Annotated in this window: 10 protein-coding genes; 5 read left to right on the plus strand and 5 right to left on the minus strand. The window is 67.1% G+C overall.

Translation table 11 applies throughout. The features are described from left to right. Positions 1-5: 5 nt before the first annotated feature. The 4 genes from H7J86_RS11295 to H7J86_RS11310 all read right to left on the minus strand — a co-directional run bounded on the left by H7J86_RS11295 (position 6) and on the right by H7J86_RS11310 (position 4,524). On the minus strand, positions 6-926 hold the full coding sequence (locus H7J86_RS11295; protein ID WP_267290987.1) for a glycosyltransferase family A protein: 921 nt from the start codon (positions 924-926) through the stop codon (positions 6-8). A 154-nt stretch (positions 927-1,080) separates the two neighbouring features. Continuing rightward, positions 1,081-2,004 (minus strand): glycosyltransferase family A protein, encoded by a 924-nt coding sequence (locus tag H7J86_RS11300; RefSeq protein ID WP_267290989.1) that lies wholly within the window; start codon positions 2,002-2,004, stop codon positions 1,081-1,083. 158 nt (positions 2,005-2,162) lie between these two features. Next, positions 2,163-3,110, minus strand: a complete 948-nt coding sequence (locus tag H7J86_RS11305) for a putative antibiotic biosynthesis monooxygenase (RefSeq protein ID WP_267290991.1) — start codon at positions 3,108-3,110, stop codon at positions 2,163-2,165. A 10-nt stretch (positions 3,111-3,120) separates the two neighbouring features. Beyond that, positions 3,121-4,524 (minus strand): amidohydrolase family protein, encoded by a 1,404-nt coding sequence (locus H7J86_RS11310; protein ID WP_267290993.1) that lies wholly within the window; start codon positions 4,522-4,524, stop codon positions 3,121-3,123. A 123-nt stretch (positions 4,525-4,647) separates the two neighbouring features. Here H7J86_RS11310 and H7J86_RS11315 point away from each other — a divergent pair, with 123 nt between their 5' ends. The 3 genes from H7J86_RS11315 to H7J86_RS11325 are packed head-to-tail and all read left to right on the plus strand — an operon-like array spanning position 4,648 to position 9,218. Then, entirely contained in the window at positions 4,648-5,460 is an 813-nt protein-coding gene (locus H7J86_RS11315) for an FAD binding domain-containing protein (RefSeq protein ID WP_267290995.1), read from the plus strand. Further along, complete coding sequence (locus tag H7J86_RS11320; RefSeq protein WP_267290997.1) at positions 5,457-8,243, plus strand: molybdopterin-dependent oxidoreductase; 2,787 nt, start codon at positions 5,457-5,459, stop codon at positions 8,241-8,243. The genes H7J86_RS11315 and H7J86_RS11320 overlap by 4 nt, the downstream gene beginning before the upstream one ends. Before the next feature lie 3 nt (positions 8,244-8,246). Next, positions 8,247-9,218: an antibiotic biosynthesis monooxygenase gene (locus H7J86_RS11325; RefSeq protein ID WP_267290999.1), complete on the plus strand. Its 972-nt coding sequence runs from the start codon at positions 8,247-8,249 to the stop codon at positions 9,216-9,218. Here the strand turns inward: H7J86_RS11325 and H7J86_RS11330 are convergent. Next, positions 9,215-12,391, minus strand: coding sequence for a multicopper oxidase domain-containing protein (locus H7J86_RS11330; protein WP_267291001.1), 3,177 nt, complete (start codon positions 12,389-12,391; stop codon positions 9,215-9,217). The genes H7J86_RS11325 and H7J86_RS11330 overlap by 4 nt on opposite strands. Before the next feature lie 176 nt (positions 12,392-12,567). Between H7J86_RS11330 and H7J86_RS11335 the strand changes: the two genes are divergently transcribed. Together H7J86_RS11335 and H7J86_RS11340 are read left to right on the plus strand one after the other, a co-directional pair. Then, positions 12,568-13,236 carry a GAP family protein gene (locus H7J86_RS11335; RefSeq protein WP_090358671.1) on the plus strand — a complete coding sequence of 223 codons (669 nt, stop codon included), beginning with the start codon at positions 12,568-12,570 and terminating at the stop codon, positions 13,234-13,236. 36 nt (positions 13,237-13,272) lie between these two features. After that, complete coding sequence (locus H7J86_RS11340; RefSeq protein ID WP_267291003.1) at positions 13,273-14,421, plus strand: FAD-binding oxidoreductase; 1,149 nt, start codon at positions 13,273-13,275, stop codon at positions 14,419-14,421. Positions 14,422-14,434 lie beyond the last annotated feature (13 nt).

Raw genomic sequence — 14,434 nt, forward strand, 5'->3', positions numbered from 1 at the left:
CAGCGCTAGAGGTGCGCGAGGTGCGACCTCAGATCGAACCTCGGTCTGTCGTCGGTCACCATCGAGAACAGCGTGCGCTGCAGATACTTGTAGGCACTCGTGGCGAGCGCCGGTGGGGTGTCGATGGCCAGCCTGAGCCTGTTCGCCTCGGGAACCGGGGAACCGGCGGGAGGCCGCGAGGGTATGCCGTAGGTCTGTTGCATCGTCGGCGACAGCGTTCTGGCCCACCCGCTCAGCGTGCCGCCGGAGTGGTTCTCACCGGTGTCCACGTGGTGCACCGCGCCCCGGAACGGCAGTGGGGCAAGGGGATAGCCATGATGCCTCGCCCACTGCACCACCCGCATATGGGACCCGATGATCGTCGCCAGCCGGTCACCGAAGACATCGAGAACCTGCGCTTGACTGAAGGCGACCGACGCATCGGCCGGCACGCCATACGCGGCGAAGGGCAGGATGTAGGAGGAGCCGCATTGGAGATGGAACGCGCGCAGACTGCGGTACACGTTGCGCGCGCGGGAATAGCGCCAGCCGCGCGAGATGTACCACCCGGGCGCGCCGGCATGCTCGGAGGTGAACGCCACGAGATCGCGATGAACGAAATCGTCGGCGTCGATGATCATCACGTAATCGGGCGCGAGATCACGGGCGGCGATCAGCCCGATCCCGAGTTTGGTGCCCTTGTCCCACACGACGTCGAGGTACGACGTCGGAGCGCCGGGCGCGACCGGCGGGGGAAAATCCACGACGACCGACGTGACGCGGTCGGGCAGCGGAAAAGACAACGGCACATTGCTGACGACGATGACGGCATAGTCATCCGACGTCTGCAATGCGATCGAGTCCAGGGTATCCCGCAGCAGACATTCATTTCTCGCATAGTCCGGTGAATTAGCTGGATTACGAAGCGAGGTAACGAAAACCAACATCTGACCTCCCCATCGCAAACCCCCGAGTCGACGCCACGAACTGGACCTTACCGGCGGATACAAGTTTCGCGACAACGACTTTCGTGGTCAACCCGAGCACGAATCGGGTCGAGGTCAGCTCACGGGGCGAACAGATCCGGGGGTCGGCGCGGATTCAGCGTTCGAGTCGCGCGCGATAGGGAGCCAGATCGAACCTCGGCCGGTCGTCGGTGACCATCGAGAACAACGTCCGCTGAAGATAGTGGTATCCGCTCTTGGCGAGCGCCCGGGGTGTGCCCAGGACCCACTTCAGGTGCATCGGCGCCACATCGGCAGAACTGGTGGGAGGCCGCGACGGCATGCCGTAGGTCTCTTGCATGCGTGACGTGAGGGCCCTCGCCACGCCACCCAGGGTGCCTTCCGAGTGATTCTCGCCGGTGTCCACATGGTGCACGGCTCCCCGGAACGGCAGTGGGGCAAGCGGATAGCCATGTCGTCTCGCCCACTGCAGCACCCGCATGTGTGACCCCAGAATCGTCGCGACGAGGTCACCGAACACGTCGTAAACCTCCCCTTGACCGAGGGCGACCGACGCATCGGACGGCACGCCATACGCGGCAAAGGGCAAGATGTACGCGGTGCCGCATTGAAGATGGAAGGGGCGCAGGCTGCGGTAGACGTTGCGGGTGCCGGAGTACCGCCAGCCTCGGGAGATGTACCACCCGGGCGAGCCGGCATGCGCGGAGGTGAACGCGACGATATCGCGATGAACGAAATCGTCGGCGTCGATGATCATCACGTAATCGGGTGTGAAATCACGGGCGGCGATCAGGCCGATCCCGATCTTGGTGCCCTTGTCCCAGACGAAGGCCGGGCGAGTCGCGTGAACACCGGGCGGCGCCGGCGGGGGAAAATCCACGACGACCGACGTGACGCGGTCGGGCAGCGGAAAAGACAACGGCACATTGCTGACGACGATGACGATGTAGTCATCCGAGGTCTGCAGCGCAATGGAGTCCAGGGTGTTCTGGAGAAGACGCTCGTTTCGCGCGTAGTCCCGCGCGTTGTCCGGATGACGCAGCGATGTGATAAAAGCCAACAACACGAACCCCCATCGGGCCTAGTCGATGCCCCCGGCTCGGACCCTACAAGACAATGCAGGGACCGCGACCCCGAGCGTCGCGCGCGGGGCACCAACGGGTTCGAGATCAGCCGATCGGATGACACCCGGGTCGGCCGACGAACCGACCCACCACGTCAGTGCGGGTAGTCCCAGAACTGCAACCAGGTGATACTCGCGAACACCGCCAACGTGACGGCGTAGACAGCGAATATCACCGCGGTTCCGCGCACGGTGACCGTCGCGCTCCTGCCTTCCACCGGGTCCAGCCAGCGCCGCATCCGCGCGACCGCGAACGGCATCAGCACCCACTGCAGCAGAGACACACTGGCCACCTGGCTGAGCCACATCGCCAGCCAGGGCTCCGCACCGAACCGGTCCAGCACCGGACCCACGAACCGGGCCAGCAGCATCACCGTCGGGTAGAGCACCATCAGCACGAGCATCGCCGTCTTCCAGCTCGGCGTCATCTCGGTCTCACCGTTCTCGAACCGGACCGTGGTACCCAACGGGGTGGTGTGCGAGAACGTGGAGAAATCGTCGTCCAGCGCCGACCGCAACGACGGCAGCGCGTCCAGGCGCTGTGGTGATTTGAGCCAGCCCGACAGCAGCCTCTCGGTGCGGAACCGGATCAGCGTCATCCACTGCTCCCCCGCGCCGGCCGGGAACACCACGGTGCCCTCATAGCCGGAGAACCGTGAGCTCGCCTCCGTCAGATCGCTCTGCGCCGTGATGAAGTCGGTCTCGCGGCCCGCGGACACGCGGTGCCGGAACACCGCGATACCCGGCGGGGTGAGCTGTCCTTCCACCACCACCAGATCGGAGGAGGCCTGGTGCACACCGCACAACCGCCCGGCGCGCAGCAGCTCCGCGCGCTGCGCACCGTCCAGCCAGGCATGCAACTGGCTCTCGCCGGCGAAGGTCGCCGAGATCGCCGGTTCCAGGCGGGGGTCGTCGTACACCGACACCACCGCATCGATGAATCCGGGTGCGGTGCGCGCCGCGGCGAGCAGCTCGCCGGCCCAGGTATCGAAGGCCGGCCGGTCGACGGGACGGTGGAAGATGGTGACAGCGATGGCACTCATGGCATCCTCCCTACGCCGGATTCAACTTCCGGCCCTGCACGTAAACCTGCGCGATCGACGATTCCCGCAGACCCATCAGCAATGCGAAAAGTGTTTGTTCGCGCGCCAAATCGGGATCCGCTGAGCGCACCCCGTAGGTCAGCGTCGCGGCCAGCGCCGGGGTCCGGGTCGGGTCGACGACCACGAAGTCGGCCTCCTTGCCGATATCGAAATTGCCGAACCGGCTCTCCATGTCCAGTGCTCTGGCCCCGCCGAGGGTGCCCAGGAACAGCATCTCGGCCGGGTGCAGTGACGTTCCTGCGCTGCCCTCCTCTGAGATGTGCACCTTGAACGCATCGCCCAGCACGCGGGGGATCAGCCATTCGTCGCCGCCGCCGAAATCCGTTCCGGCCGAGAGGTTCACCCCTGCCGCCACGGTACGTCGCCAGGGCATGGTGCCCGACCCGAGGAACAGCTGCGATACCGGGCAGTGCGAGATGGACGTGCCGGTCTCGGCCATCCGGGCCAGTTCCTCGTCGGTGCAGTGCACGCCGTGCGCCAAGATGGTCCGCCGGCCCAACAGGCTCGATCCGCCCACCGCAGACCCTGGCAGGAACTTGCCGTCATAGGTGTCCAGATACGAATTCACCTGGTAGGTCGACTTCGTCACGTCGATCTCTCCGGTACCCGGGCGGTTGTTCTCGTTGAGGTGAGTGTGCACGTACACACCCCTGTCGCGGACCGAATCATAGAGGTCGCCAAGGTTTTTCAAGGTCTCGGTGGTGACCGACAGGGAGAACCGCGGCACCACGGCGACGTGCAGCAGGGCCGTGTCCACATCACCGGTGTCGGCGGCGTGCCACTTGTCGATCTCCTCCCGGGTGAGCCGGATGGCGTCGGCCTCCGAGGTCAGCAGTGGGCCCGCCGATTCCGGGCCGACGGTCTGGATACCGCGACCACTGACGATCCGCAGCCCACGCCGTCGTGTCTCGGCGAACAGCGCGTCCTGCGCGTGCGGGAACGCCGAGCCGAACACCATGGCCGCCGTCGTACCCGCGGCGATCCGCCGATCGCAGAACTCGACGGCGGCCCGGGTGGCGAAGTCGGGATCGGCGAACCGCGACTCCGACGGGAAGATGCACTGGGTGAGCCACTCCAGTAGCTGCCCGCCGCCGTAGGAGTCTCCGGCGTAGGTCTGCGGGAAGTGGATGTGGGTGTCCACGAAGCCGGGCAGCAGGTATCCGTGCCGGTGATCGTGCGCCACCGAGGCCGCGTACTCGGACGGGATATCGGTTCGGCTGCCGCAGAATGCGATCCGGCCGCGGCCGTCGAGTACCAGTGCACCATCGGGGATCGACTTCAGGGCACCGGGCGCGTCGGTGATCGCGGGGCTGCCCGAGACGTGGAAGATGTGTCCGAAGTGGATTTGACTCACGGTGTCTAGGGGACCACGGCCAACGGCGGATCGCCGGGCAAGTGGGTAAAACTCGTGCCCGGGGGGCCGGCAGGCTTTAGTGTCAGCGACACGCCAGGGGGCACTCGACCGAAGGAGCCCGGCTTGGATCTCAACACCGTCACCGAGGTCATCCGGCGACCCACCGAACCTCCCGGGGCGCTGTGGCGTCCCGGTGACGCCTGGCTGGCCGGCGGCACGTGGCTGTTCTCCGATCCGCAGCCGAAGCTGCGCCGGCTCATCGATCTGGCCCCGCTGGGCTGGAGCGAACTCGATGTATCGCAGGCTGGGCTGCACATCGGCGCCATGTGCACCATCGGCGACCTGTACGCGCTCGCCCCACCCGCGCAGTGGCCGGCAGCCCGGCTGATCCCGATCAGTTGCGAGGCCTTTCTGTCCTCGTTCAAGGTCTGGAACGCGGCCACCGTCGGCGGCAACATCTGCATGTCCCTGCCCGCGGGTCCGATGATCACGCTCACGGTGGCGCTGGAGGCCGAATATCTGCTCCAAGCCGCCGACGGAACCGAACGTAGAGTTCCCGCAGCCGATTTCGTGACGGGCAACAATCGCAACGTGCTGGCCCCCGGCGAACTGCTGCGCGGTATCGACATTCCCGACCGCGCGCTGCGCAAGCGGGTCGCCCATCGCCGTTTCACGCTCACCACACTGGGCCGCTCCACCGTGTTCCTGATCGGCACCAAAGGCCGTGACGGCGCGACCCTGATCACCCTCACCGCGGGCACCACCCACCCGGTTCGGCTGGCCTTCGCCGGCGACCCCGACCCGGCGGCACTGCGGGACCGTATCGACGAACTCGCCGAGGATGTCTGGTTCGACGACGCGAACGGCGCCCCCGACCACCGGCGGCACCTGACCAAGCACTTCGCCGCCGAGATCACCCAGGAGCTGCGCGAATGACCTACACCGTCAACGGCCGATCGTTCGACGCCGCACCGCAACCCGGTCAGTGCCTGCGCACCTTCGTGCGTTCGCTCGGCTGGCACGGGGTGAAGAAGGGTTGCGATGCCGGTGACTGCGGCGCCTGCACGGTGTGGCTGGACGGCAAGCCGGTGCACAGTTGTATCACCCCGGCGTTCCGGGCCGACGGCCGTGCGGTCACCACCATCGAAGGGCTGGGCACCCCGGACGATCTGCACCCGATGCAGCGCCGGTTCCTCGACGCCCCGGGATTTCAGTGCGGATTCTGCACCGCCGGGATGATCATGACCTCGGCCGCACTCACCGAGGAGCAGAAGCAGGACCTGCCTCGCGCGCTGAAGGGTAACCTGTGCCGCTGCACCGGTTACCGGGCCGTCGAAGACGCGGTGCACGGCCGGGTGGGAATCGAGGAGGCCGCACCCGGTGACGCGGTGGGTGCCAGTGTGGGCGCCCCCGCGGGCCGGGACGTGGTGACGGGACGGGCCGAGTTCACCATGGACACCGCCATCGACGGACTGCTGCACCTGAAGGTGCTGCACTCGCCGCATGCGCACGCCCGCATCGTGTCCATCGACACCACCGCCGCGCTGGCGATACCGGGGGTGCACCGCGTCTACACCTGGAAAGATGTGCCGCGCAAACGGTTCACCACCGCCATCCACACCGATCATCTGGTCGACCCCGACGACACCTACATCCTGGACAACGTGATGCGGTTCGTCGGGCAGCGGGTGGTCGCGGTGCTGGCGGAGTCCGTCGCCGCCGCAGAGGAGGGCTGCCGCCGGGTGGCCGTCGAATACGAGGTGTTGCCCGCGGTGTTCGACCCGGAGCAGGCGATGGCGGACGGGGCGCCGCAGCTGCACGGCTCCGACGACCCGTTCGTGCGCGACCCGGAGCGCAACGTCCTGCTCGAGCTGCACGGCCAGATCGGCGATGTGGACGCCGGTTTCGCCGAGGCCGACGTGATCCACGAGGCCACCTACTTCTCCCCGCGGGTGGCACATGCGCACCTGGAGACACACGGGTCCATCGCCTGGATCGAGCGCAGCGACGGGGAAGACGTCAGGGGCGAGCGAAGCGACGGGGAAGACGTCAGGGGCGAGCGAAGCGACGGGAAGAACATCAAGCTCGTGGTGCGCACCGCCTCCCAGTCGCCGTCGATCGCGAAGGTGAAACTGTCACACCTGTTCGACCTGCGCCCCGACCAACTGCGGGTGTTCTGCATGAGGGTCGGCGGTGGCTTCGGCGGCAAGCAGGAAGTGATCTCCGAGGATCTGGCCGCGCTGGCCGCGCTCGACACCGGCCGGCCGGTGAGTTTCGAGTACACCCGCGAGGAGGAGTTCACCACCGCCTCCCCGCGGCATCCGATGAAGGTGACGGTGAAACTCGGCGCGAAGGCCGACGGCACCCTGACCGCATTCCAGTTCCGCAACGTGTCCAATACCGGCGCCTACGGCAACCACGGTGGGGAGACGTTGTTCGCCGCGGCCGCCGCGATCGCGTTGTACCGTTGTGCCAACAAGAAATTCGATGCCTACTCGGTGTACACCAACACGGTGCCCAGCGGTGCCCTGCGCGGCTACGGTATGACACAGCCGGCGTTCGCCGTGGAGTCCGCCATCCACGAACTGGCCGTGAAGCTGCGCATCGACCCACTTGAGCTGCGCCGCCGCAACATCGTGCGGCCGGGGGATGCGTTGCTGGCCCTGGACGACCATCCCGACGACGTCGAGTTCACCGAGGACGGCATCGCCGCGTGCATCGACCTGGTGGACGCGGCGCTGGCCCGCAACGCGGACGGTCCGCCGCTGGGCCCGGACTGGCTGGTCGGGGTCGGCACCGCGACATCGCTGCACGAGACCGCCCCGCCCACCGAGCACATCTCGGAGGCCTGGGCCACCTTGGGTGAGGACGGCAGCTACCAGATCGCGGTCGGCACCGTCGAATTCGGTGAGGGCACCTCCACCGCGCACGTGCAGATCGCCGCCACCCGGCTGGGCACCACACCGTCGCGCATCCACCTGGTGCAATCCGACACGGACCGGACCGGCTTCGACACCGGGGCGTTCGCCAGCGCCGGGCTCTTCGTCGCCGGTAACGCGGTGGACCGGGCCGCCCTCGCCCTCCGGGACCGGCTGCGGGGTTTCGCCGCGGCGCACACCGGGGTGCCGGTCGCCGACTGCGTCCTGCTCGACGACGGGGTGGACTGCGCGGGAACCCGGCTGCTCCTGACCGAGATTCTGGCGGCCGGCCGCGAGCGAGGTATCCGGTTCACCGAGGCCCGCAAGGCGTACGGATCGCCGCGCAGCGTCACGTCCAACACCCACGGGTTCCGCATCGCGGTGCACCGGGTCACCGGGGAGATCCGCATCCTGTACAGCGTGCAGGCCACCGACGCCGGGGTGGTGATCAATCCGACTCAGGTCCGTGGACAGGTGGAAGGCGGTGTGGCGCAGGGTATCGGCTTTGTGCTGACGGAGAACCACCATGTCGATGCCGACGGTGTGATGACCAATCCGAACCTGCGCAACTACCGCATTCCCACCTATGCCGACACGCCGCGCACCGAGGTGCTGCTGGTCCCCTCCACAGATTCCGTCGGACCGATGCGGTCCAAGGGGATGGCCGAATGCTGTATCAACCCGGTGGCGCCGGCGCTGGCCAATGCCCTGTACGACGCGACCGGGGTACGGTTTCGCGAGCTGCCGTTGACTCCCGAGCGAATCTTCCGGCGGCTCAACGAACTCGTCCCGGTCCCCTGAGCCATGGATGCGAAGAGGAACACCGACATGGCGGCCACCGTCATCATCGGCCAACCGGTCCGCGCCGGCCGAGAGCGTGAATTCGAGGCGTGGCAACTGGATCTGAACCGGGCGGCCTCCGAGTACCCCGGCTTCCTGGCCGCCGAGGTCAGTCCGCCCACCGCGGTACAACCCGACTGGGTGGTGGTGTACCGGTTCGATTCGGTGGCCCACGTGCAGGCCTGGATCAACAGCGCCACCCGGCAGGACCGCCTCGCCGCGGGCGCGGACTATCTCGACGGCCCCGGCACGCAGCAGGTCATCGGCGGCGGCGCCCGCCCGACCGACCCGCTGGTGACGGTGGTGGTCAGCCACCGGGTGAGCCCGGAGCACGTCGAGGATTTCCTGGCCTGGCAGCAGCGGCTTCGGTTGGCGGAGAGCAAGTTCCGCGGGTTCCGCGGTGCCGAACTGTTCCGCCCGGTCGCCGGGGTACAGGATGAGTGGACAGCGCTGTACCGCTACGAGAACGCCGACGATCTGGATGCCTGGCTGATCTCCCCCGAACGCCGTGCACTCCTCGCCGAGGGTGAACGGTTCTCCGACTTCCACGCCCGCACCATCGACAACTCATTCGGCAGCTGGTTCGCCTTCGACGAGCACGGCGCACCCGCGGCGCCGCCCTCCGATGTCAAGACCTCCCTGGCGGTATGGGTCGGCCTCTACCCCACGGTGGTACTGCTGTCACTGGCGCTGTCGCCGTTGAAGATGCCGTTGTGGTTGGGCATGCTGATCGGAAATCTGTTGTCAAGCTTCGTCATGAGCTTCATCACCATGCCCTATTACGTCAACCCGCTGCTCAAACACTGGCTGCGTCCACCACCGGATGTGCCTGTGGTCAAGACGAACTGGCGGGGCATCGGCACCGTGGCCGCGGTCATGGCAGCCACCACCGCGGCGGTATATCTCGGGACCAGGGTGTTCTGGCACCTGCCCTAGCGACCGCCCAGCGGCACCACACCCGCCACGCGCGCGATCGGCGGCAACGAGGTGATCAGCTTGGGCGTCAGGGATTTCGCGTCGGGTGCGGACCGCGCGAGCCCGTACTTGCGTACCTCGCCGTTACCGCCGGCCACCAGCAGGTCGGCGCCGTAGACGGTGCTGCTGGTGGCGACGGTGGCACCCCCTGCCGGAAATGGTGCGAATGACGAGATCTGCTGGTATTTGACGTCACCCTCGTGGTGGTTGGGGTTGTCCAGGTATATCGCCGGCTGACCGTCGAGCAGCGACCCGCTGGACCACACCACCACCGTGCCCGCACCACCGAGCTGGCTGGTGACGATGCTCTTGGAGCCGCCCTCAGCCCCGGCAACCCAGCCGGTGGACAGCGCGACACCGTCTTCGTAGGTCTCGTCGTAGGCCAGGAACTGCGCGGTCATCTTCGGATCCGACGGCTTGCCCGCGTGTTGCGGTGTGGCCGTGCCATTCGCCTGCGCCCTGGCCGTGGGGGTGTACAGGTCCCATCGGAAGGACTTGACCAGCGGCGGCTCACCGGGACCGGGTGCCGTCACGACGCTCTCCCGGCCCGACCCTGATTCGACCATGCCGGTGGCCAGGGTGACACCGGCCTGGGAGCCGGGATAGGGCGTGAAGGCGGAGAACACCTCCGGGGCTTTTCCGATGTCGGGCAGGGTGGACGAGAACACCTTGATCTGCGACTCCATCCCCGGACCCGATCCGACGATGATGTTGTCCGCCAGCGCGTTTCCGTCGATATCGGTGGCCGCCACGGACACCCCGCCGGTGAAGTCCGCGTCGAAGGGCGTGAACCGGGCGAGCTCGGTCTTGAACAGTCCGTCCCGAGTGTTGTTGCCGTCGTAGGCGACCACCTCGGGCGCGACGCCCTTCCCGGTGCCGGCCACCAGATCCAGGATGCCGTCACCGTTCACATCGGCCATCGCCACCGACGGGGTGCCCTCGAAATCGGGGAACGGATACACGGTCTGCAACACCTTGTCGCCGGCCCCGTTCTCGCCACCGTCCCGGACCTGTATCGAGGCCGGTTTGCCGTGACCGCCGGGAACCGCGACGGCATACGACGAGACCTCCGGGATGACGTTGATGGTGGCCATCAACCCGTTGTCCTCGTGGTTGAGCCGATGGCAGTGGATGACGTAGGTGCCCACGAACTCCAGGAACTCCTGGCGCAGGGTCAGCGTGGCCGGTGTGCTCACGACGTGCATATCGTTGAACACCGGCGCGGGCACATTGACGTTGTCCAGTCCCCACGGCTGCACACCGGTCTTCCCCCGGTTCGGGTCGTCGATCGCCATCACCTGAAAGTCGTTGACGTGGATGTGCATCGGATGCGCATCGTTGTTGAAGTTGGTGATCTTCCACTCCTCCACCGAGTTCAGTCTCGGCTGGATCAGCGGGACGTTCGGGAACCCGGCCGGTTCGAACATGTAGATGACGGCCTTGGGATCGTTGTTGCTGGCCTTGTCGCCACCGATGGTGTCGGTGATCGTCATCGCCCGGTTGACCGCGGGCGTCATCACCGAGGTGTCCACGAATGACGTGTAGGCGTCCAGGTTCTGGCCTGGTTCGAAGACCGTGGTCTGGCCCGGCCCGCTGGTATCCGGGGTGGCGCGGATCAGGGTTTGGGTGGGGAACACGAAGAATCCGTCGGCGAAGCTCATGTACTTCGGATCCACGGTGAGCGTGCCGAGTACCGCCGGGGTGTTCTCGGTGCCGTTGTTGGTGTACACCACACCGGGAAGTACCAGCGGCTTGGCCTCCGGGTTCGGTGGGAACTCCAGGACGAGGTCGCCTTCCTTGGGCATCGTGACCGCGATGGCGTACCGAGAACCCGGCGGGACGCTCAGCGTGGTGCCGTCGCCGTAGACGGGCCGCTGCACTTGGGTGTAGGGATTGCCGTCCTGCCCGACGATGGCGAACTTCGGATGGTTTCCGGTCGCGGTCTCGGTCAAACGGACGGTCATGTAGCCGATATCGCTGATATTGGCCACCGCCCAGATCTCGGTCTGGCCCGGTTTGATCTTCAGCTCCGGCTGGAACTGGCCGTTCACGGTGAACTGCACGTCGCGTTCGTTCTCCGGGAGCCGGTCGTTCTCGGGGATCTTCACCGTCGGGCTGTCGAAGCTCATCAGGTTCTGCGGGATGAACTGCGTCTGGCCGCGGTTGTTGTGCGGCGACAGCGGTCCGGCCCACCACGGGGTGAGGTATTGGGCGCCCATGCTGGTGTCGGCGATGTTCACCGGCGCCAGGCTGGGCTGGTAGGTGCCGTCGGCCAGTTGGTTACCCTGCGGCGGCGTGAGCGTGCTGACGAACTGCGGCCAGCTGTAGTTGTTCAGCTGGTGGCCCTTGCCCTTGCGGTCGAACACATAGTTGTACTGAAACGCCATGTCGCGCACGGGAATGTTGTTCTCGGTGACCAGCGGGAGATTGCCGTCCGGACGGCCGATCTCGAGCAGCCCGGCCAGCCCGACGTAGGTCTGCTGGGTGGTCATGGTGTGACGGTGGCTGTGGTACCAGTACAGCCCGTTGGGCATGTTCTTCGGGACGTCGTAGGTGTAGGTGTTGCCCATCCCCGCGGGGATGCTCAGCAGCACGTTGTCGGCATTGCCGGACGGGCTGACGTGCAGGCCGTGGGTGTGCAGATTGAGCGGCGCCTCGGTGAGCGTCGGCGGGTAGATGGGTACCTCACCGCCCTTGGGGGTGAACGCCGGATCGTAGAAGTCCTTGATCGTCAGACCCGCCAGATCGTTGTCGTAGTGCACGACCAGCTTCTCGCCGGGGTCCACGCGCAGGGTCGGTGCCGGATAGAGGTTGTCGCCCTTGGTGGAGCCGTCCGAGGCGGTGCCCTTGATCAGGTCGTAGCCGAACACCAGGAAGTTGGTGACCGGCTCGGGGACGGTGTCGAGGTTGACGGTGCCCTGGTGCGCCGACAGGCGTACCTCCAGCACACCGTCCTTGGACTTGAGCCGGACCGGTTCGCGGAAGGGCGCAGGTTTGCCATCCGGCCCGGCGTTCACACCGGCCGCCGGCGGGGGCGCCACCTTCGACGCGGCGCAGGCGGCGGTCGGTGCCGCGATCAGGGCGATGGCGGCGACTACTGCGGTGAACCGCCGTCGACCTGTGCGAATCTTCACGCGGTCCCCGTTCCCAGGACATCATGTCCACGCGACGGTGGACCGCATCGCAGACTACCGAGTGAGGGCACGCCCGGCCGGTTTTTTACCGGATTGTCAGTTTGCCGCCACCGCGGGTGCCGGTACATGTCGCGCGAGTACGCGGCCGCGCCCCGCCAGGTGTTAGGTTCTGCGCTATGTCCGGGAACTTCGGCTCCACCCTCACCGAACTCATCCCGCTGGCCCTGGTGATCGCGCTCTCCCCCCTGACCATCATCCCGGCGGTCCTGGCCCTGCACACCGCGCGGCCGCGCCAGACCGGGTTGGCGTTCCTGCTCGGCTGGATTCTGGGCACCGGTGCGCTGACGGCGATCTTCGTCGAAGTCGCCGACCTGATGGGCAATCTGGACAAGCCGCCGGCATGGGCGTCCTGGCTGCGGATCGTGGTGGGCGCCCTGCTCATCGTGTTCGGCTGCTACCGGTGGTTCACCCGCAAGCAGTCGGCGCATTCGCCGGCGTGGATGCGCAAGATGGCCGATCTGACCCCCGGCCGGGCCCTGGTGACGGCGATGGTGCTGGCGGTGGTCAACCCCAAGGTGCTGTTCATCTGCGCCGCAGCGGGGTTGGCGATCGGCACCGCCGGTATCGGGACGATGCACGCGTGGATCGCACTGGCGTGCTTCGTCGCGGTCTCGGCCTCCACCGCGGCGATCCCGATCCTGGGCTACGCCGTCTCGGGCGACCGGCTGGCCCAGCCGCTGGAGCGCCTGAAGGAGTGGATGGAACGCCAGCACGCCGCCCTGGTGGCCGCCATTCTGCTGGTCATCGGTCTTCTCGTGTTGTACAAGGGAATTCACGCCCTGTAGCGCCGCCGGGTGCGACGATAACTAGACTCGTCGCACGTGGGACTCGACGACCGTGACGCGCTGCAGACGTTGCGCGCCGCCGTCGACGCCGACATGGTCGGCCGGTTCTACACCCGCTGGTTCGCCACCGATATGTCGGCGCGTGACCTGTTCCCGCCCGACCTGGCCCACCAGCGCGACAACTTCGCCCACGCGCTCACCTGGCTGCTGGCGGAACTGATCGCGCAACGCGCCGACGAGCCGGTCGCATTTCTGGCCCAGCTGGGGCGCGACCACCGCAAATACGGTGTCACAGCCGCGCACTATCAGACCCTGGCCACGGCCTTACTCGGCACGCTGCGCGCCGAATTACCCGGCAGCTGGGACGCCCGGGTCGCCGAAGCGGCCGGGGACGTCGTGCAACTCCTGACCGGCGTGATGAGCGGCGCCGCCGAGGCAGAACCCGGGCTCCCGTATCACGACGGCACCGTCATCGACCACATCCGCGTCACCCGCGATGTCTCGATGATCCGGTTGCAGCTCGACCATCCGCTGGACTATCACCCCGGCCAGTACCTGACCGTGCAGGTGCCGCAATGGCCGCGGCGCTGGCGCCACCTGTCACCGTCCATCCCCGCCGATCCCGGCGGGGCCATCGAGTTCCACGTCCGATCGGTCAGCGGCGGCATGGTGAGCACCGCGATCGTCGGCGAAACCAGGTCGGGTGACCGCTGGCGGTTGTCGAATCCGCACGGCGCGCTGCATGTCGACCGCGATGGCGGTGACGTGCTGATGGTCGCCGGCAGCACCGGGCTGGCGCCGTTGCGCACGCTGATCATGGACCTGTGCCGGTACGGGGTGAATCCGCGGGTACACCTGTTCTTCGGCGGCCGGTTCCCCTGCGATCTCTACGATCTGCGCACCCTCTGGGAGATCGCCTCGACCAATCCGTGGCTGTCCGTCACCCCGGTGTCGGAGTTCGCCACCGACCCGCCATGGGCCGCCGACTACCCGGACGTCCAGCCGCCGCGCGGACTGCACGTTCGTCAGAACGGCCTGCTCCCCGCCGTCGTGACGCGCTACGGCGGCTGGGGCGACCGGCAGATCCTGTTGTGCGGGGGTCCCGGTATGGTCACCGCGACCAAGGCCGCCTTGATCGCCAAAGGCGCACCCCCCGAACGTATCCAGCACGATCCGCTGCACTGAGAGAGGATGCACC

It is taken from the genome of Mycobacterium hackensackense (assembly GCF_025822555.1).
Lineage (GTDB): Bacteria > Actinomycetota > Actinomycetes > Mycobacteriales > Mycobacteriaceae > Mycobacterium > Mycobacterium fluoranthenivorans.

What these genes read in the sequence shown, in the direction of transcription:
- H7J86_RS11295 (WP_267290987.1), bottom strand. Translation starts at nt 926, where the DNA reads ATGTTGGTTTTCGTTACCTCGCTTCGTAATCCAGCTAATTCACCGGAC.
- H7J86_RS11305 (WP_267290991.1), bottom strand. Translation starts at nt 3,110, where the DNA reads ATGAGTGCCATCGCTGTCACCATCTTCCACCGTCCCGTCGACCGGCCG.
- H7J86_RS11320 (WP_267290997.1), top strand. Translation starts at nt 5,457, where the DNA reads ATGACCTACACCGTCAACGGCCGATCGTTCGACGCCGCACCGCAACCC.
- H7J86_RS11325 (WP_267290999.1), top strand. Translation starts at nt 8,247, where the DNA reads ATGGATGCGAAGAGGAACACCGACATGGCGGCCACCGTCATCATCGGC.
- H7J86_RS11335 (WP_090358671.1), top strand. Translation starts at nt 12,568, where the DNA reads ATGTCCGGGAACTTCGGCTCCACCCTCACCGAACTCATCCCGCTGGCC.